The sequence below is a fragment of the Shewanella chilikensis genome (assembly GCF_002836945.1).
Lineage (GTDB): Bacteria > Pseudomonadota > Gammaproteobacteria > Enterobacterales > Shewanellaceae > Shewanella > Shewanella chilikensis.
The window spans coordinates 1-20,167 of record NZ_NIJM01000016.1; the positions used below are offsets into that span (position 1 = coordinate 1).

Below are 20,167 nucleotides of genomic sequence, written 5' to 3' on the forward strand. Positions count from 1 at the left end.
CAGCGGAAAACCCCTTGTGCTTATGATGCCAATTCGCTATCGCGCCAGACGCTCAGAGTCACATCCATGTGACTCTGGCCCAGCTCAACATCCTGTTTCGCGCTCGTTAGCTCGTCGCTAAGCGACACTCGCCCCTGATTAACTGGCGCAGAATGGGCAAGGAGTCCCAATGCCGTGAAGGGCACGAGGCCCGTGAACGGCCATGCCTCGCTACGCGATTGTCATCAACGCCCTGCGGCCGCTTCGAGCGGGAGTTGCTGCAATTCAGTGAGAATGGAGTAGCTTGAAATATCTGAAGTGCTTGCAGAAATGCAGCTCATTTTCAGGCTCTGGTTCTAGTTCTGGTGGGACTATGACCGTCGAAAACAGGGAAGAATGCAAACCCCCAGTCAATTCCGCTTCAAAAACACCCCAAATCAGGGTTTTGTTGCCTTTGTCAAAACTTGACCTTTGGCTAATTGTTTTCACATTCAGTACTGGCTATTGTAAAGCTAATTCAATAGCTTGGCTTTAGCGCTTCCTTAAGCTTAATTAAGGTCAGAAACAGCAACACTTTTCTGTTTTCAGCGAAATGCAGGGACGAACAGAGTTTGGACCCGTGCGGTAGCCATGGCTTTACTTAGCGTTTTTTGTAAGATCTGGGTTTTAGGGCGCTTGGTTTTAAGGCCCCTATTTGCAGGGCTTGAAGCGCTCATGGTAAGTACCTAAGAACTGATTTTCTATACAGTATTATTGACGTTCTCGACAAAATGCCGGAAATTTGCAGCTAAGTTTGCGCGTTATTTCTATAACATTTCAGAAAATATCATTAAATTCATAAAGTTAAAAAAATGCAGCTGGTAGATAATAGGTTTGGAAACCGCGCATGCACGTTTAGCTGCAAGGGATATTTGGACTAAACTCTATTATATCCAGCTAATACAAACAGATAGCGGTGCGCGTTTACACTCCTCTGAGGACTAAAACGCGCATGCGCACTATACAGCTGTTAGGTTTCTGGAGTAGGTAATGGAGTACAGTGACTTTATAAAGTCAGTAATTGAGGGCTATCTTGAAGACCAACAGCAAACTGAAAAAGAGCGAATTGAAAGGCTAGTTGAATTAAATGAATTATTTGGCCCTCAAGGGGATAAGTTGCTTCAGGGGGGAACTCAGTCATTACTAGCGCTACATGAGGTCGCAAACAGTTATGTATCGGGAAACTTCATGGCGGTCATTTTACTTTGCCAGGCGTTCATAGAGCATAGTTTATCGGGGCATTTCATAATGTCCGGTCAAAATGGGATCGCAGAATCATCATTTAAGAAAATAATAGATTCTGCTAAAGAACAGAATTACGTATCAACTGAACTCCACAACAGATTGAATGAGCTTCGGTTAATAAGAAACCCATATGTGCACGCTAAAGCAGGGTTGAAAGCCGGTTCTTTGGATAAGAAAATTCTAGATAGCGGCATTTTCGAGCCAGTTGAATTCGCTAAACAGGATTCATTGAAGTCCCTAAAGATACTTAAAGAGTTCATGTGCTTACATGTGCCAATGTGGTTTTATGAAGATGAAACCTAACAAGCTGTTGAATAGTGGACAAAATTAAGTTGGCTGGTTTCGCTCCGCTCAAGATTATAGCCAACTAAATTTTGCCCATTAACAGGGCGTTAGGCAGAAATAGATAAGGAGTTACGTGCGGAAGTTAATGGTTAAACGCCGGCCGATTAAAGCTTTACCTTTAAAGCCGGAGTCTAGGTTCGATTCCTAGCCGCACACCAATTATGAAAACACCAGCATATAAACCATTCATTAACGCAGTTGGGAAAACAGTTCACCATCTGAATACTATTGCAGTTGGGTTGGCTGGTGTTGAGTCTGGAGCTTGTTCAAAGCCTTCAGGTTTAGATGTATCCTGGCATCCTGCAGACATAAGAGCGTCTAGTCGTGATGCTCGATTGTTTACGCTAAAATCTACAATTGTCTTCGTAGCTGAAGAAGTTTGTGCTTATAACTCCGTAATAATTGGCTCTCCAAATATTGGAGATATTAAGCTGCCAAAGAATCCTGATAGAAGTGATAAACATCAGAGTTTAGTTGATCATCTACAGATTAATGAAGCGCCATTGTTTCTAGGGCCACTATTGCTGATACATTGGCGTAATAAGATCATTCATAGAAAGTCCAATGCTTCATTGACAGCTGCTCAGGTTGAAATTTTGCAAAATGCCAGTAACGAAATCAAAGCAATCTATAAAAATCTATGTGTTTTAAAATTACTGGATGATTTTGAGCGAGGCTTACCTACATTGAAAGATGTGTCATCATTAATTGCAATGACAATAAATTATGTAAAAAGGGTAGAGAGCTTAATTCAAGAACCACAGTCAAAAGAGGATTTTGAGAGCTGGCTTAAACATATTGATTTATTCAATGCCTATGAAAGAGCACAGCGTGTTGCTGCAAGCAAGCCGAACCCTAAAAGTACTATGGACAGCTTTATTCGTACGAATTGTCCAGAGCTATTTGATGTATACCAATATCACTGTGCATAAAATGCCTAACAAGCGCCTGCAATCGGACAAACAAACCTGTCACTCGTTTTGCCATAAATCTGGCAAAACCAGCGCCAGCTTTGTCTGCCGTTGAGGCGGGCGTTATACGACTTTCGAAGGAGTGGAGTAAATGTCGAATCACTTTAAAGAACTCGAAGATTTAAAATCTGTATCCGTAGGGATAGAAAATGATAAGAAAGGCTATACGGATAAGCAATGCCCATCAGAAGATTGTGAGTTTCTATTTAAAGTGCATAGTGAAGATTGGCTCAATATTTTCAAAGATGAGGCGGTTTGGTGTCCAATGTGCAGGCATGAAGCCCCCGCAGACCAATGGTTTACAATAGCTCAAGTGGAACATGCAAAAGAGGAAGCATTTAAAGTTGTATCAGGTTTAGTTGGTAAGTCTTTATCTAATATGACTAAAAGCTTTAATCGCGGTCGTTCTAAAAATGGCTTTGTTTCAATGAGCATGAAATATAAAGGCTCCACTGGTCGAACATTTACTATTCCTGCTAAAGCAGCTGAAGAAATGGAACTGGATATCAAGTGTGAAAATTGCCAATCCCGATTCTCAGTAGTTGGCAGTGCGTTTTTCTGTCCCGCATGTGGCCATAACTCAGTTACTCAAACATTCACCGACTCATTAAGAAAGATAAAAGCAAAAGTTGATAACTTAGAAATTGTAAGAGAGGCTTTAATTTCAGCATCAAGCAAAGACGAAGCTGAATTAACTTGCCGTTCTTTACAAGAGACTTGCATCTCAGATGGTGTAGTAGCATTTCAAAAGCTTTGTGAAGGCTTATATGAACCTTACGGCAAAGCTCCATTTAATGCTTTTCAGCGTCTTGAGCAAGGTAGTGAGTTATGGACTAAAGCGCTCGGTAAAGGCTATAAGGACTGGTTAACTCCAAGCGAATTAATTGAACTTAATGTTCTTTTTCAAAAAAGGCATTTACTTTCACATAACGAAGGTATTGTTGATGAAAAATATATCAGTAAGTCTGGCGATTCCTCATATAAATCAGGCCAACGAATTGTTGTGTCCGTAAATGATGTTGAGTCGTTGTTACTGATTTTGAATAAGTTAAGTGAAGCTTTAAAGTTGAGTTGTAGCGTCGTATAACAAGCGCATCAACGCATGGACTAAAAAAGCTTGGCTTGGTTCGTCCCTCACCAATTATAGCCAAGCCTTTTTAGCCCGTTATGCGGGCGTTGATATGATTCCCTTTGTCAAATAGGTAAAAGTGTCCTTACCGGAGACCCAAAAATCTCCGGTAAGGGCACTCTGACAGTCGGACTTTGGCGAGTAAGTGTCGGCGGTTGACCTTGCACTCTTTTTAATAGAGCCACGCGAGTTTGGTTATTCGCATTACTTGTGTTCGCCGCAAGAGCCTTGCCTCAATCTAGAGAAGGGCAGGACAGCTGCTTCGAGCAGGAATCGATGTAATTCTGTGAAAATGGAGTAGCTTGAAACATCTGAAGAGTCTGCAGACATACACCTCATTTCCAGGCACAGGCGGAACTGTGACCTTCCGAGCCAGGGATGGCGAGGCAGAGCTTACAGGGATGTACTCGCAGCGAGTCACAGGATCGCCTGTGCGAAAGGTGCACCGCAGGTAATGGACTACATCGTGGCCGGAAGCTCGGCCAATACTCACTTAGGAACTTTTAGCCAAAAGCCATGTTAGCCGCTGTGCCCACAACTATTTGCGCTAAGGGGTTGCTTCAGCAACCAGCTTCAATAAGATTCCGGGTTCTGAACCAGATGCCAGTGCGCTACGTTCGACAAAACCACCGGCCAGCGCCAGCAGTCGGCCATTTTGCATCAGCAGCGGCACTCTGTCTCTGAGCCAGGGCGGCACTCCGAGTTCATGCCAGAGTTTCTTGAGCTCCCGCCCCTTGTCTCTATTGTGAGGCTGACAGCGGTAACTGCCCTTGAGTCCCATGACCAATTCAGGTGCAGCAGCATCTGATGGCTGAACTTTTGCCCCTGGTGACGCCGATAGTGAAGCCATTTGCGGAGCCATTTGCGGAGCCATTACTTTAGCCAGCGCCACTCTGGGCCCTGAGTCTGCCAATGTCAGCTCCAGGCGCTGCCAGGGGGAGGTGAGCCCAACACTCAGACTCTGCCCTTGGCTCAAAGCTTGCAGCTGCTTTGGGCTCAGAGTCAGTTTCGAGGGTTGTGCTGCCAAATCTTCAGCCGAACCTACCCCATCAAGCAGCTGGAATGCTGCCCCCGGCAGAGGCGCCATGGCATAGATCTGTTGCCCATAACGCTTGAGGAGCAATCCTTTAAAGCTAAGCTCAAGCTGAGCATCCTCCCTGGCATCGAGTAACTGCGCCAAGGCTTGCTGTAACTGCACCTGCGCCGGTAAGGGCAAGCGCTGCATCTGAATAAACTGCCGCAGCAACTGCGCCTGCCACTGGGGTGACAGCACTTTGAGCCCGGCGCTATCCAGTACCCGAACGCCGCTGAAGCGGCAACGGCCGAGTAAGGGCTGCAACTTTTCGGCGCTGACTTCATCGAGCAGCAACTGCTGCTCGGCGCACAGCGCGGCGCTGCGTGAGGCCGTAGTGGCAATCGAAGGCCAGCGCTGCTTGAGTACAGGGATCACCTCGGCACGCAGGAAGTTGCGGTCATACTGGGTGTCCTGATTACTCTCATCATTGATATAGGGCAGCTCGAGGCTCGCCACCGCCTGCTCTATCTGAGCCCGGCTGCTGTCCAGCATGGGCCGTAATTGCCAGCATGGTGCACTTTCTGCCTTGGATGTCTGAGCTAAGGAACTTTCTGCCTTAGATATCAGAGCCAAGTGCTGAGCTTGCCCCATGGCCGCCAGTCCCTTGGGGCCCTGACCACGCTTGAGCGCCAGCAGCAGCGTCTCCAACTGATCGTCCTGATGATGGGCCGTCAGCAAAATGTCGCCGGGATTGAGCAGCTCGGCAATCGCCTGATAGCGGCCGCGCCGCGCCTCGGCCTCGATACTGACGCGCGGGCCGAGCTCAAGTTGCACCTTCCGAAGAACAAAATTCAGGCCATAATGCTCGGCTCTTTGGCGACAATGGGCCGCCCAGGCATCGGCATTACAGCTGAGGCCATGGTGTACGTGCACCAGGGAGATTTGATAAGGCGTCTTGGGATGAGTCTCACGAAAGCGCGCCAAGGTGTAAGCCAGCAGCTCTGAGTCCATACCGCCGCTGTAACCCAGCCAGAGGTGGTCGTCAGCCGTGGCGCCGATTTGCTCCAGCAGCGCCGTTAACTTGAATACCAGGGTATCGACCAGAGTATGAGACATTAAAAGAGGATCCTGACCTTATCTGTGCCGAGCATGGCTTCCAGTGCCATCATGAGTTCATCACTGGGGTTCACCCGCCAGTCGTCACTCAAACGGAACTGCCCCTTGGCCAGGGACTGACGATAGTTGATCGCCACAGGCACAGAGCCACCGCGCCAGGGCGAGAGGGTCTCATAAAACTGTGTCAGCCATTCCGGACTCAATATTGCCGCGTCGAGATCCAGCTCCACCGCCGCCGCAAAGTGGCTGCGGGCTTCGCCCATATCTATAATGTTGCGCGCCGTCATCCGGTTGCCGCCGGAGAAGTCATCGAAGCTCACTTCACCTTCACAGATGAGGATCCTGTCTTTCTCCAGCAGGTGATTGAATTTCTCGAAGGCCTCGGTAAACAGCATCACTTCCAGACGGGCACTCTTGTCGTCCAGTGTCAGCAGCCCCATCTTGGAGCCTCGCTTGGTCAGCATCACCCGGGTGGCGACCACCAATCCGGCGGCCTTGACCGTCTTGCCCCTGTCTGTGGGGTGAATATCCTTGAGCCGCCCGGAGGTGTAGTGCCTGAGCTCTTTGAGATATTGGTTGATGGGGTGACCTGTGAGGTAAAGCCCCAGGGTCTCACGCTCCCCTTCCAACCAGACCTTGTCCGGCCAACGCGGGCAGTCAACAAACTGTTGCTTGCTGTCCTCGGGGTCGTCGTTGAGCAGACCGAACATGTCGCACTGACCTATGGCTTCGGCCTTGGCGTGCTGATCGGCGGCGCGTATCGCCTCTGGCAAGGTAGCCATCATGGAAGCCCGGTGCGGCCCCAGATTGTCCATGGCGCCGGCATTGATCAGCTTCTCAATCACCCGGCGGTTGAGTTTTTTCAAATCCACCCTGGCGCAGAAGTCGAACAAGTCTTTGAACGGCCCACCCTTGCGGGCTTCCAAAATCGATTCGACCGGCCCCTCGCCCACGCCCTTGATGGCGCCTATGCCGTAGACGATATTGAGCTCTTCATCGACGGTAAACTTGAACAGGCCCTTGTTGACATCCGGCGGGATCAGCTTGAGTCCCATGCGCTCACACTCATCCACCAGGGTCACTATCTTGTCTGTGTTGTCCATATCGGCGGACATTACCGCCGCCATAAATTCAGACGGATAGTGGGTCTTGAGCCAGAGTGTCTGATAAGACACCAGTGCGTAGGCGGCCGAGTGCGATTTGTTGAAGCCGTAACCGGCGAATTTCTCCACCAGATCGAAGATCTTCATCGCCAGTTCGCCGTCGACGCCGTTTTTTATCGCCCCGGCTTCAAAACCGGCACGCTGCTTGGCCATCTCTTCCGGCTTTTTCTTACCCATGGCCCGGCGCAGCATGTCCGCGCCGCCCAGGGTATACCCTGCCAGCGTCTGGGCAATCTGCATCACCTGTTCCTGATAGAGGATAATGCCGTAGGTAGGATCCAAAATCGGTTTAAGGCTCTCGTGTTGCCACTTCTCATCCGGGTAGGAGATGGCCTCGTGGCCGTGCTTACGCTCGATAAAGTTATCTACCATCCCCGACTGCAAGGGACCGGGGCGGAACAGGGCCACCAGAGCGATCATATCTTCGAAGCAGTCGGGCTGCAGACGCTTGATAAGATCTTTCATGCCGCGGGATTCCAGCTGGAATACCGCCGTGGTTTCGTAGCGTTTCAGTACCCCGAAGGACTTGGCATCGTCCAGCGGAATGGCGGCAATATCAACCGGCGGCTTGCCGAGCTTGGCGAGCCTTGGGTTAATCATCCCCAGCGCCCAGTCGATAATGGTCAGGGTTCTGAGACCCAGGAAGTCAAACTTCACCAGGCCGGCGGTTTCCACGTCGTTCTTGTCGAACTGGGTCACCGGGTTTTTACCTTCGGCGTCGCAATAAAGCGGCGAGAAGTCGGTGATCTTGGTCGGCGCAATCACCACGCCCCCGGCGTGCTTACCCGCGTTACGGGTCACCCCCTCAAGCTTGCGGCACATGTCGATAAGGTCTTTGACATCCTCATCGGCCTCATAGGCTTCGGGCAGCGCAGGCTCGGCCTCGAAAGCCTTGGCCAGCGTCATCCCGGGCTCGGCCGGGATCATCTTGGAAATTCTGTCGACAAAACCATAGGGGTGACCCAGCACCCGGCCCACATCACGCACTACCGCCTTGGCGGCCATGGTACCGAAGGTAATGATCTGCGATACCGCATCCCGGCCATAGAGTTCGGCCACGTGATCGATAACCTCGTCGCGCCTGTCCATACAGAAGTCGACGTCGAAGTCGGGCATCGACACCCGCTCGGGGTTAAGAAAACGTTCGAACAGCAGGTCAAATTCCAGCGGGTCCAAGTCAGTGATCTTAAGCGCATAGGCCACCAGGGAGCCGGCACCCGACCCCCGCCCAGGGCCCACGGGAATGCCGTTGTCCTTACCCCACTGGATAAACTCCATCACGATAAGGAAGTAGCCGGGGAAGCCCATCTGGTTGATTACCTTGAGCTCAATATCCAGACGCTCGTCATACTCGCCGCGCTTTTCCGCCCGCTCCTGTGGGTCCGGGAACAGGAACTCGAGACGCTCTTCCAGCCCCTCTTTCGAGCGCATCACCAGATAGTCCGCGGTGGACAGCTCACCCGTGGGGAAGTTGGGCAGGAAGTATTCGCCGAGCCGCACGGTAACGTTACAACGCTTGGCTATCTCCACCGTGTTTTGCAGCGCTTCCGGAATGTCGGCAAACAGCTCGCACATCTCAGTTTCTGTCTTGAGATACTGCTGCTCGCTGTATTTCTTGGGTCTACGGGGGTCAGCCAATGTGTAGCCATCGTGGATAGCCACCCGGATTTCATGGGCCTCAAACTCTTCCGGGGTCATGAACACCACCTGGTTGGTGGCAACCACAGGCAGGCCGGTGTTGGCGGCATGTTCCACCGCCATATGCAGGTAGCGCTCCTCATCCGGGCGCCCGGTGCGGATCAGTTCAATAAAGTAACGGTCGTTGAAGTGCTGCTTATAGAAATCGGTCAGTTCCTGGGCCTGGTTCAGGTTGCCCTTAAGCAGTGCCTTGCCCAGGTCCCCTTCCCTTGCGCCGGAGAGCAGCAAAATACCGGCGCCGTGCTCCAGCAGCCACTCCTGATCGATAGCAACCCGGTCACGTACCTGGCCGCGCAGATAGGCCTTGGAGATCAGCTGAGTCAGGTTCTGGTAGCCGTCGTTATCCATGGCCAGCACAGTAAGCGCGCAGAACTCATCTTCAAAGCCGGGCACCAACATCCAGAAGTCGGCCCCTATGATGGGCTTTATCCCGGCGCCATGGCAGCCACCGTAGAATTTCACCAGGCCACAGAGGTTGTTCTGATCCGTCAGCGCCACTGCCGCCATGCCCTCATCGGCCACCTTGGCCAGAATGGGCTTGACCTTGGCCAGACCATCGGTCATGGAAAAGTCTGAGTGAACACGTAGATGGACGAAACGGGGCTGTGACATGAAAATCCGATTGCTCTGACTGGCTAAAAATCAATAGGGAAAGATAACACGCCGGAAGAGGTTCACCAAAGTTAAAACCGGTCATTTAACCTTGCTGTTGACAGAAGCGCCAATTAACCGAGAAATGACTCTCGGCTCAGATTCGCTTTCACCTGTATCCCAACGAAAAGATGCAGCAGCAAAACCTGACAGGGCAGCCGCTGCTGCCCTTTTGATTACATCTTTAGATTTCAGAACGGCTTATGAATGCTGCTCCAGCCATTCGCGTACCGGCCGGAAGCTGCGCCTGTGTTCAGGCAAGACACCGTGTTGACTCAAGGCTTCGAAATGCGCCTTGGTGGGATAACCCTTATGGGCGGCAAAACCATACTCAGGGTGGCGGAAGTCAAGCTCGGCCATCTCCCGGTCGCGGGTGACCTTGGCTATGATAGAGGCGGCGCTGATGGCCGGGATCAAGCCATCGCCCTTAACCACTGCGGCTGAAGGCAGGCCAAAATCCGGGGTTCGATTACCATCTACCAAGACTTTCTCGGGACGCACACTCAAGCCCGCCACTGCGCGCTGCATCGCCAACATGGTGGCATGCAGTATGTTGAGCTCATCGATTTCCGCCGGGCTGGCTCGACCGACTGAGACCGCCAGCGCCTTGGCCAGGATCTCTTCATAGAGGGCTTCGCGTTTCTTTTCGCTGAGCTTCTTGGAATCATTGAGGCCGCTAATTGGATTGGCGGGATCCAGGATCACCGCCGCCGTGACCACATCGCCGACCAAGGGGCCACGCCCCACTTCATCTACCCCGGCGACCAGCCCCTGGCACAACAGCTGCGCTTCGGCTTCCGAGAGTTGCTTATAGACTGTCATTTTTCCTCGGCTTTTTTATCGAGCAAGGCCACTACCGCCTGGGCCGCCTTTTCACTGGCGTTGCAGGCCAGCAGGCTGTGCAGCTTAGTAAACTCGGCCAGCAGCGGCCGGTTATCTTTATCCAGCAATTTGCCCACCTCTTCGGCTATCCGCTCGGCAGTGCAATCATCTTGGATAAGCTCTGCCACCAACTCCCTTCCGGCCAACAAATTGGGCAAAGAGAAGTGGTTTATCTGCATCATCCGCTTGGCAATACGGTAAGTGATAGGGCTGACCCGATAGCCAACCACCATGGGGCGCTTGACCAACATGGCTTCCAGCGTGGCGGTGCCCGATGCCAGCAAGATAGCATCGCTGGCGGCCATCACTTCCCGAGAGCGCCCTTCCGTCATATGAATTTCCAGATCCGGCGCATAGGTTTCCAGCGCGGCAAGAAACTGCTGGCGGCGTTTTTCATTCACCAAGGGGGTAATAAACTTGAGATCCGGATAGCGCTGTTTCAGCAGCCTGGCCGCCTCCACAAAGGGCTGGGCCAACATCTTCAACTCGCCACCACGAGAACCCGGCAGGATGGCCAAATATTCAGCCTCGACTTTCAAGCCGAGTGCTTCTCTGGCAAGACGCTTGTCATTCTCCATCGGGATCTCATCGGCCAAAGTGTGGCCGACAAAGGTACAAGGCACCTGATGCTTGTCGTAGAAGGCTTTTTCAAACGGCAGCAGTGACAGCACCATATTGGTGGCACGGGCGATTTTGAAGATCCGCTTAGGGCGCCAGGCCCAAACCGACGGGCTGACATAATGCACCGTCTTGATCCCACGCGCCTTGAGCTTGAGCTCCAGGCCGATATTGAAGTCCGGGGCATCTATGCCGATAAAGCAATCCGGCTGCAGCGCGGTTATCTGTTTGACCAGACTCGAGCGTATCTTCAACAATCTCGGTAGACGGGAAAGCACCTCGGCAATTCCCATCACGGCCAACTCTTCCATGGCAAACAGCGACTCGAATCCGAGCGCCTCCATGCGAGGGCCTCCTATACCGATAAAACGGGCGTCCGGATAGCGCTGTTGCAATGCTCTCATCAGGCCGGCACCTAAAATATCGCCGGAGATTTCTCCGGCGACCATTGCAAAGACTAACTTTCTATTTTGTGTCATTCGTTCTCACTGTGTCAGCGAATAATTCCTCGATTTGAGGAGGTCACAAAATCAACAAATGCTTGTACCTGTGGCTCTTTTGCGGCGTCTTCAGCCATAGCTGCGACTGCCTCTTCCAGAGTCAGGCTGCTGCGGTACAGGGTCTTGTAAGCCCGGCGCAGCGCTTGCTGGGTCTCTTTGGAAAAACCGCGGCGCTTCATGCCTTCCATATTCAGACCTCGGGGAATGGCCGCCTGGCCAGAGGCCATCACGAAAGGAGGCACATCCTGCAGCACCAAAGAACAACCTGCAGTAAAGGCATGGGCACCAATGTGCACAAACTGGTGCACTCCTGTCATACCGCCGAGAATAGCCCAGTCACCCACATGGCAATGACCGGCAATAGAGGCGTTGTTGGCCATGATCACATTGTCGCCCACCACGCAGTCGTGAGCGATATGTACATAGGCCATAAACAGGTTGTTGGAGCCGATACGGGTCTCGCTGTTGTCCTGCACTGTGCCACGGTGAATGGTGACAGATTCACGGATGATATTGTTATCACCCATGATAAGCCGGGTAGGTTCACCGGCATATTTCTTGTCCTGGCAATCTTCACCAACTGAGGCAAACTGAAAAATCCGGTTGCCCTTGCCAATGATGCTGGGTCCCTTGATAACCACATGGGAACTAATCCAGCAATCATCGCCGATCTCCACATCCGGTCCTATATAACTCCAGGGACCGATAGTAACATTCTTACCTATCTTGGCGTCGGGGTGAACGAAAGCTAATTTATCTATCACTTGCTAATCTCTCTGCGGGCACACATGATTTCTGCTGAACACACCAGCTCACCATCCACTTTGGCCTCGCCGTAGAAAACGCCAATCCCGCGGCGTTCCTTGATCATCTTCACTTCAAAGTGCAGCTGATCACCTGGCTCAACAACCCGTTTGAAACGAGCATTGTCGATACCGGCAAAATAATACAACACGTCCGGAGACGGCTTGTCGCTCATGGTCTTGAACGCCAACAAGCCGGTGGCCTGCGCCATGGCTTCCAGAATGAGCACGCCAGGCATAACCGGCTGAACAGGGAAATGCCCCTGAAAGAAAGGCTCATTGATGGTGACGTTCTTGATCGCATGCAGAGTTTCACCCGGAGTAAAATCCAGTACTCTATCGATCAACAAAAATGGATACCTGTGTGGCAGGTAAGCCAAAATCTCTTTGATATCCATTGTATTTAATTGATTAGACACGAACTCGTTTCCTCATGCCGCTTAACACACAGCGGTATTAATCTTGGGGTTTAACGGTTTTTTCCAGGGTCTTGACCCGCTGGAACAGCTCGTCCAATTGACGGAAGCGAACCGTATTTTTACGCCACAGCCTGTTGGGCATGGCCACAGTGGCGGAGGAGTATACCCCAGGTTCACGAACATCGTTAGTAATGTTGGTGCTGCCAGTGACATGCACCCCATCGGTAATGCTCAGATGACCGGAAATCGCGCAATTGCCACCAATGATACAATGTTTACCTATAGTCACGCTGCCTGCCAGCACAGTGCAGCCGGCAATCGCAGTGTTGGCTCCAATAATATCGTTATGAGCCACTTGCACCTGGTTATCGAGGATCACGCCATCATGAATTTCAGTATGATCGATCGCGCCGCGATCTATGGTGGTACCTGCACCGATTTCCACTCTGTCACCTATGCGCACGCCGCCGGTCTGAGGGATTTTGATCCACTGACCGCGTTCGTTGGCATAACCGAAACCATCGGAGCCGATAATCGCCCCCGAGTGAACGATACAGTTTTGCCCCATATGCACATCGTGATAAACGGTGACATTGGCCCACAGACGACTGCCTGAGCCTATGATGACATCCTGACCAACCACAGTACCGGCACCTATCTGGACATTTTCGCCCAAAATACTGTTGGCGCCGATGACCGCATTGGCGCCAATAGCAACGCCCTCTCCCAATTTGGCACTGGGATGAATTTGCGCCGAGGGATGAATGCCCTCTGCCGCGACCGGCGTGCTGTCCAGCAACTGTGCAACTCTGGCAAAGCCGACATAAGGGTCATTGAGTACCAAGGCGTTACCGGCAAAACCGTCCAACTCTTTAGGCGAGATCAATACCGCACCGGCCTGAGTCTGCTCCAGCTGGCTACGATATTTGGTGTTGGCCAGAAAGGTGATCTGATCCGGCCGCGCCTTTTCAAGTGTCGCCACCGAGGAGACAGTCACACTGTCATCCCCGCGAACTTCAGCCCCTAGTAGCTGGCCAAGCTCTTTCAACGAAAAAAACTTCATCGATTTAGTTGCCTTTGCTTAAGGCTTCAACCACTTTGGAACTGATGTCAGCAGCTGGCTTAACATAAACCACAGCGCCGCGTTGCAGTACCATGTCGTACTTCTCTTTTTCAGCTATGGTGTTAATAGCCTTCTGCACCTTTACCAGCAGTTTGTTTTGCTCTTCGCCCTGACGACGACGCAGATCTTCATCCAGCGCCTTACCTTTGAGCTGATAGTCAGCCTTCAGAGATTCCATTTTACGAACCAGTTCGGTCTTTTGCGCTTCGCTCATCAGCGCGGCATCACGCTGCTGCTTTTCCAGCAAACCACGGAGGTCTTCCTGCAATTTCTGAACTTCGGCCATACGATCACCGAACTCAGTCTTGAGTGCGTTGCTGATCTGCTCACGTTGTGGCAGTTGTTCAAACACAGCGCCCATATCGACAACCGCCAGTTTCTCAGCTTGGGCGGCCAGAGGAGCCCCCATCAACATCAGCGTCATCAGTGCGCCGTTTACCATTTTTTTCAAAGTCAGACTCCTTGTTTTTCTTCAGCAATGCTTGCCGAGTTTATGTAATTTAGAAAGTTTTGCCAATATTGAACGAGAAGATCTCGGTCTCGTCATCGTCGTATTCCTTAACAGGCCAGGCCAGGCTGAACACCATGGGTCCCATGGGCGACAGCCATTGTAGGCTAAGGCCCCAGGAAGCACGGATACGGCTCGGATCACTGTAGTCGGCCAACTTGGAAAACTCATCCGCCGGCAAGAAACGATAGGAGTCATAATCAAACTCCGTATCCCAGACGTTACCCGCATCAATAAAGAAGCTGGTACGTACTGAGTTGCTATAGGCCTCATCCAGGAAAGGAGTCGGCACAATCAGCTCCATACTGGCCGTGGCGATGGCGTTACCACCGATAGAACGACCTGAGCTGATGTAAACTTGGTTGGGATCGCCCGGCAAGCTACAGCCTTCACCATCCGGATTGGGTCCACAAGGCTCGCTGCCACGATACAGATAGAAGGCTCTGGGCCCCACAGAGTTGGACTTGAAGCCACGCAGTGAGCTGGAGCCACCTGAGTAGTAGTTTTCCCAGAACGGCAGGATCTGGTCGTTGTCATTGAAACCACCATAACCGTTGCCATAACCCAGACGGGCACGGGTCAAGAGCACAAACTTATGGCTACGGGTCAGCGGCCAGTAGAAGTTGGTGTCAAAGTCAGTCTTGAAGTACTGCAGATCTGAACCTGGAACCGTGATCTTACCACTCAAACGCTGGGATGAACCGTCGGTTGGGAAGGTTCCGCGGTTAAGGGTGCTGCGATACCAACCTAGGCTAAGTTCGAAGTTATCGAAGCTCAAGTCAGAGTTGGGATCCTCGTTGTCACGGTAAATGTTATAGAAGCGAATCGCCTGCTCATAACTGGAAATCTCAGAAATGGTGTTATGACGATAGCCTATGCCGCCGTTGAGCCTGTTGTACTCGTTGATGGGGAAACCACTATTGAGTGCAACACCATAGGAGCTGTTCTTATAACGCTCGAGGTTGGCCTCGTTAGCATCGAACTCGTTCCAGTAGATGCTGCCACCCAGGCTGACCCCATCTTTGGTGAAATAAGGATCGGTATACGACAGGTTGACGTTCTTGGAGTACTTGTTGGTATTCAGGTTAATCCCGGCCTGGTTGCCCGTACCGAGGAAGTTGGACTGCTGAACCCCAAACTGCAGACTCATGCCGGACTCGGTACCATAACCTATACCAGCGTTAAAGGAGCCTGATGGCTGCTCTTTCACCTTGAAAGCCACATCTACCAGGTCGTCTGTGCCCGGCACCTGCACGGTTTCAGTATCGACAGTTTCAAAGTAACCCAGACGGTTGAGACGCGCCTTGGATTGCTCGACCAATGCCGAGTTCAACCAGGCCCCTTCCATCTGTCTGAGCTCGCGGCGCATCACTTCATCTTTGGTTACTGTGTTACCTGTGAAGTTGATGGAGCGGACATAAACACGCTTACCGGGCTTAACGTTAACATTCAGGGTGACTTCCTTGGTTTCATCATCGATCTCAGGGAAAGTCTTCACCTCTGGATAGGCGTAACCGAAGCGGCCCAGATACTTGCTGTACATCTCTTCGGTAAAGGTCACATCGGCGCCGTTGTATTGCTCACCGGCCTTGATAGGCAAGATTCCCTTGAGCAGCTCTTCGCGGCCCATGAGTTCACCGGTCAGGTTGACTTCCTTAACCTTATACTGCTCGCCTTCATCGACGTTAATGGTGATGTAGAGGCCCTTACGATCCGGCGTCATAGCCACCTGAGTCGAGGTCACCTTGAAACGAATATAACCATTATTGTGGTAGTGGGTTTTGATAGTTTCGAGGTCGGCCTGCAGCTTTTGTTTCTGATAACGGCGCTCGCCGAACAGATCCCACCAAGCCACATAGTCTTTGAGCTCCAGCATACCGATAAGGTCGGCATCGCTGAAACGCTCATTCCCCACTATGTTGATCTGACGGATTTCGGCCGCCAGACCTTCGGTAAACTTGAACTTGAGTTCCACCCGGTTACGAGGCAGGTTGATCACCTGAGCCTCTACCTTGGCGCCGTACTTACCTACGCCGTAATAGAAGTCCTGCAGGCCCTTCTCGATACCCGAGAGCATGGTGCGGTCGAGGGCTTCGCCCACCTTCACACCACTACCATCCAGGCTTTCCTGCAGTTGTTCGTCTTTGATGTCCTTGTTACCGTCGAAGGTCACGGCACTGATGGTCGGTCTTTCACGTACCGACACTATCAGCACCCCACCATCGCGGGACACCTGAACATTTTCAAAGTTACTGGAGGCATACAGGCTCTTTATCGCCTGTTGCAACTTGAGTTGGTCGACTGTGTCACCCACTTTGACAGGCAAACTCAGCAAGGCCGCACCGAGTGCCACTCGTTGCAAACCTTCAACTTGGATGTCGGTCACTTCAAAAGGTTGGAAAGACTCTGCCCAACCATTCCCTGAAAACGACGCGCCGACTAATAACATCGAGGCAAAAAGTTTATTCAATCGCATAGCGCACTTCTAATTATTTGTCTGTCCTTGCTCAGAGTCGGGCAAAATCATTGAAAAGGGCAATACTCATCAACATCAGCAGCAACGCCGCCCCAAATCTGAATCCAATTTCCTGTACCCGTTCGGATACAGGCTTACCTGTTATTACTTCCACCAAGTAATACATCAAGTGTCCCCCGTCCAGCACTGGCAACGGCAAGAGGTTAATAATGCCGAGGTTTACGCTTATCAGGGCGAGGAACCCGAGAAAATATACCAACCCTATGTTGGCGCTGTTACCGGCCCCCTGTGCAATGGAGATGGGGCCACTCAAATTTTTAACCGAAACATCACCGGTAAACAACTTGGCGATCATCTTAAAGCTGACGACCACAAGTTGCCATGTTTTATCTGCCGCCACCGAAATGGACTCAAGTGGGCCATACTGCAAATCCAGCAACATATTGTCCGGCCACTTGGGGGCTTTGGGCGCCAGGCCGATGACACCTTCCATTTCGCCATTGGCACCCTTGCGGCTGTCCGGGATCAGAGTGAAGGTCTGTTGCTCCCCACTGCGCTTAACCGTCAGTTGCAACGGCTTACCGGCTGATACTTTAATTTGTCCGACAAAGGTTTGCCAGTCGCTGTATACCTCACCATTGACGGCCACCAGAATATCACCGGCCTTAACTCCGGCCTTGGCGGCCGCACCGCCTTCGGTAACCGTCTCCACTTCAGGGATCACATCCGGGCGGAAGATATCCAGCCCCAGGGTGCTGAAGGGGGATTCTTTTTCCGGATCGAAACGCCAGTTACGGATATCCAATTGATAGGTGCGCCCAGAAGGCTCAAGACCATCGTCAGGCTGAGATATCTGGTCGAGCGGCCTCAGGGTCAAGCTCATGCTGTCATCGCCGATATGACCGACCAGCGCCAGATTCACTTCTTCCCAGTTGCGTACCTTTTGCCCGGAAACCGCCACTATCTGCTGAGGGCCATCTATCTGCATCACGGCCGCTGGCGAGCCGGGTCTGACATCGCTGATCACCGGCTTGAGTGAAGGCACGCCGATAAGATACATAATATAGAGCGCGAAAATGGCAAAGATAAAGTTGGCTATCGGCCCGGCAGCGACTATTGCGATACGCGCCCAGACACTCTTGCGATTAAAGGCCTGCTCTTTAAGCTCCTCGGGCACATCCTCAACCCGCTCGTCGAGCATTTTGACATAGCCACCCAGCGGGATCATGGCAATCACATATTCGGTGCCATCTTTACCGAAGCGACGCCAAATCGCCTTACCAAAGCCGATGGAGAAACGCTCTACCTTGACACCACAGCGCCTGGCTACCCAAAAGTGGCCATATTCATGGGCGGTGATCAGTATCCCCAAGGCGACGATAAAAGCGCCCAGGTTCCATAAAAAATCAAACATCAGACCTTATTTTCCTCACTTGCATACGGCGATAGCTTCCTCGGCATACTGACGACTTTGGCCGTCCAATGCCAGAATATCCGCTATGGAATTTAAAGGCGATTGCGGCACACGGGCCAAGCAGGCTTCATTGACCCGGGCGATATCGGTAAAGCCAATTTCCCCTTTAAGGAAGCTGGCAACAGCCATTTCATTGGCCGCATTGATGACTGTGGTCGCCTCCTGCCCCGCGACACTGGCAGTCATTGCCAACTCAAGGCAAGGATAACGGGCAAAATCCGGCTCACAGAAGCTCAATTGTCCGACTTTGAAAAAGTCCAAAGGTTCAACCCCTGAGACAATTCTCTCCGGATAGGCCATGCAATGAGCTATCGGGGTACGCATATCCGGATTACCGAGCTGTGCCAACACGCTGCCATCCTGATACTGCACCATGGAATGAATCACACTCTGGGGGTGGATAACCACCTTAAGCTGCTCGGCACTGGCGTTGAACAACCAGCGCGCCTCCACATACTCAAGTCCCTTATTCATCATAGTCGCCGAATCGACAGAAATTTTAGGCCCCATGGACCAATTCGGATGCTTGATGGCCTGGGCCGGTGTCACACTCGCCAGACTGGCAAGCTCAGCGCTCAAGAATGGCCCACCTGAGCCGGTGAGCAAAATCGATGAAATACCTGCACCTTGAAGATCGCAATAGCCCAGCTGTTGCTGCACGGCTTCCGGCAAACATTGGAAAATAGCGTTATGCTCACTGTCTACCGGCAGCAGAGTCGCGCCCGACTGACGGGTGGCTTCCATAAATAAGCGCCCGGACATCACCAGTGCCTCTTTGTTGGCCAGCAGCACCCGCTTGCCGGCCTTGACTGCCGCCAGCGTTGGCAACATGCCGGCGGCACCGACTATGGCAGCCATCACGGTATCGACCCGGCTGTGAGCCACCAGCTCAAGTAGTTCTGACTCACCGCTACTGACGCGGGTAGCAGAGTCGGCCCCCAAACGCCCAGCCAATAACTTGGCAGCATTGGGGTCAACCATATGGGCAATTTCAGGTCGGTGGATCGCACACAACTCGGCCATCTTGTCGACATTGGTATTGGCCACCAGCGCATAAACCTTATATGCCGCCGGGTTATGTTGGATCACACTGAGGGTACTGGCACCAATTGAGCCAGTCGCTCCTAAAATCACCATGTTTTGCATAGCACTACATCCAGAATGCAATATAGATAAGGGTAAATACGGGCAAGGCTGCGGTCAGGCTGTCGATGCGATCCAGCACACCACCGTGGCCGGGCAATATGGTGCCCGAGTCTTTAATTTTAGCGGCGCGCTTGAACATGCTCTCGGACAGATCGCCGAGCGCCGAGGCCAGAGCGGTAAATAGAGTCACTGCTATCAGCAATCCAAGCTCCTGCTCGGGGGAGAAATAGCAAACTCCGGCCACCACCACCATGGTGGTCAGCAGGCCGCCCAGTAAACCTTCCAGGGTCTTGGCCGGGCTGACATTGGGCATAAGCTTAATCCGCCCCAGCGCTTTACCGGCAAAGTAGGCGCCCGAATCAGCGGCCCATACCGTCAGCATCACCAAGAACACCAGGATACCGCCAAAATAAGGGTCAGCAGGACTGCTAAGCGCTTTGAGGGCGATCAGGGAAGCGAAACAAGGTAGCAGGGTCAACTGGCCGAACATGGACTTGAGCATGGGGCTGCCCTGCCAGAGTTTGGCGCTGCGGGGATAGGAGATCACCAGCACCAGAGAGAACAGCCACCAACAGGCACCAATAAGAATGATGGCCAGCATGATGGGGTGTAACTGACCTCTGGACCAGACGGCATCGGTCGGCACCAGTAGGTTAATCGCCACCAAGACTATCGCCAGAGTGGCGGTAAAACTCCATTGAGTGACCTCACAACGGCTGTCGATAATGCGGCCCCACTCTTTTGCCGCAATCAAGAATACCGCCACCAGGGCCCATGAAAAATAACTCGCCGGGAGCAAAAAAATGGCTCCCATAACCAGTGGGATTAACCAAATTGCTGTTATTATTCGTTGTTTTAGCAAAAAAT

Annotated in this window: 15 protein-coding genes and 1 tRNA gene; 4 read left to right on the plus strand and 12 right to left on the minus strand. The window is 52.1% G+C overall.

Annotation, left to right across the window (positions count from 1 at the left end; translation table 11 throughout):
- Positions 1–1,008: 1,008 nt before the first annotated feature.
- The 4 genes from CX651_RS07960 to CX651_RS07970 all read left to right on the plus strand — a co-directional run bounded on the left by CX651_RS07960 (position 1,009) and on the right by CX651_RS07970 (position 3,666).
- Positions 1,009–1,566 carry a hypothetical protein gene (locus CX651_RS07960; RefSeq protein ID WP_101055365.1) on the plus strand — a complete coding sequence of 186 codons (558 nt, stop codon included), beginning with the start codon at positions 1,009–1,011 and terminating at the stop codon, positions 1,564–1,566.
- Positions 1,567–1,681: 115 nt separating this feature from the next.
- Positions 1,682–1,766 (plus strand) — tRNA-OTHER (locus CX651_RS19830).
- Positions 1,767–1,769: 3 nt separating this feature from the next.
- Positions 1,770–2,540, plus strand: coding sequence for a hypothetical protein (locus tag CX651_RS07965; protein WP_101055367.1), 771 nt, complete (start codon positions 1,770–1,772; stop codon positions 2,538–2,540).
- A 130-nt stretch (positions 2,541–2,670) separates the two neighbouring features.
- Complete coding sequence (locus CX651_RS07970; protein WP_101055369.1) at positions 2,671–3,666, plus strand: hypothetical protein; 996 nt, start codon at positions 2,671–2,673, stop codon at positions 3,664–3,666.
- 589 nt (positions 3,667–4,255) lie between these two features.
- Here CX651_RS07970 and tilS read toward each other — a convergent pair.
- The 12 genes from tilS to CX651_RS08030 all read right to left on the minus strand — a co-directional run bounded on the left by tilS (position 4,256) and on the right by CX651_RS08030 (position 20,162).
- Entirely contained in the window at positions 4,256–5,839 is a 1,584-nt protein-coding gene (gene tilS / locus CX651_RS07975) for a tRNA lysidine(34) synthetase TilS (protein ID WP_101055371.1), read from the minus strand.
- Positions 5,839–9,312 carry a DNA polymerase III subunit alpha gene (dnaE, locus tag CX651_RS07980; RefSeq protein WP_101055373.1) on the minus strand — a complete coding sequence of 1,158 codons (3,474 nt, stop codon included), beginning with the start codon at positions 9,310–9,312 and terminating at the stop codon, positions 5,839–5,841. Before dnaE ends, tilS begins: the two co-directional genes overlap by 1 nt.
- A 240-nt stretch (positions 9,313–9,552) precedes the next feature.
- Entirely contained in the window at positions 9,553–10,173 is a 621-nt protein-coding gene (gene rnhB, locus CX651_RS07985) for a ribonuclease HII (protein ID WP_101055375.1), read from the minus strand.
- Positions 10,170–11,330, minus strand: a complete 1,161-nt coding sequence (lpxB, locus tag CX651_RS07990; protein ID WP_101055377.1) for a lipid-A-disaccharide synthase — start codon at positions 11,328–11,330, stop codon at positions 10,170–10,172. The genes rnhB and lpxB overlap by 4 nt, the downstream gene beginning before the upstream one ends.
- A gap of 14 nt (positions 11,331–11,344) precedes the next feature.
- Positions 11,345–12,115, minus strand: coding sequence for an acyl-ACP--UDP-N-acetylglucosamine O-acyltransferase (lpxA, locus tag CX651_RS07995; protein WP_039034782.1), 771 nt, complete (start codon positions 12,113–12,115; stop codon positions 11,345–11,347).
- A complete protein-coding gene (fabZ, locus tag CX651_RS08000) occupies positions 12,112–12,573 on the minus strand; it encodes a 3-hydroxyacyl-ACP dehydratase FabZ (protein ID WP_025010987.1) in 462 nt (153 codons plus the stop codon). The genes lpxA and fabZ overlap by 4 nt, the downstream gene beginning before the upstream one ends.
- Before the next feature lie 37 nt (positions 12,574–12,610).
- Complete coding sequence (lpxD, locus tag CX651_RS08005; RefSeq protein WP_101055380.1) at positions 12,611–13,636, minus strand: UDP-3-O-(3-hydroxymyristoyl)glucosamine N-acyltransferase; 1,026 nt, start codon at positions 13,634–13,636, stop codon at positions 12,611–12,613.
- A 4-nt stretch (positions 13,637–13,640) separates the two neighbouring features.
- Positions 13,641–14,138, minus strand: coding sequence for an OmpH family outer membrane protein (locus CX651_RS08010; RefSeq protein WP_101055470.1), 498 nt, complete (start codon positions 14,136–14,138; stop codon positions 13,641–13,643).
- A 58-nt stretch (positions 14,139–14,196) separates the two neighbouring features.
- A complete protein-coding gene (gene bamA, locus CX651_RS08015) occupies positions 14,197–16,680 on the minus strand; it encodes an outer membrane protein assembly factor BamA (RefSeq protein ID WP_101055382.1) in 2,484 nt (827 codons plus the stop codon).
- Between the two features lie 31 nt (positions 16,681–16,711).
- The gene (gene rseP / locus CX651_RS08020; protein WP_101055384.1) at positions 16,712–18,094 is read right to left on the minus strand and encodes a sigma E protease regulator RseP; all 1,383 of its coding nucleotides are present in this window, start codon (positions 18,092–18,094) and stop codon (positions 16,712–16,714) included.
- A 15-nt stretch (positions 18,095–18,109) separates the two neighbouring features.
- On the minus strand, positions 18,110–19,300 hold the full coding sequence (gene ispC, locus CX651_RS08025; RefSeq protein ID WP_101055386.1) for a 1-deoxy-D-xylulose-5-phosphate reductoisomerase: 1,191 nt from the start codon (positions 19,298–19,300) through the stop codon (positions 18,110–18,112).
- A 4-nt stretch (positions 19,301–19,304) separates the two neighbouring features.
- Complete coding sequence (locus CX651_RS08030; protein WP_039034777.1) at positions 19,305–20,162, minus strand: phosphatidate cytidylyltransferase; 858 nt, start codon at positions 20,160–20,162, stop codon at positions 19,305–19,307.
- Positions 20,163–20,167 lie beyond the last annotated feature (5 nt).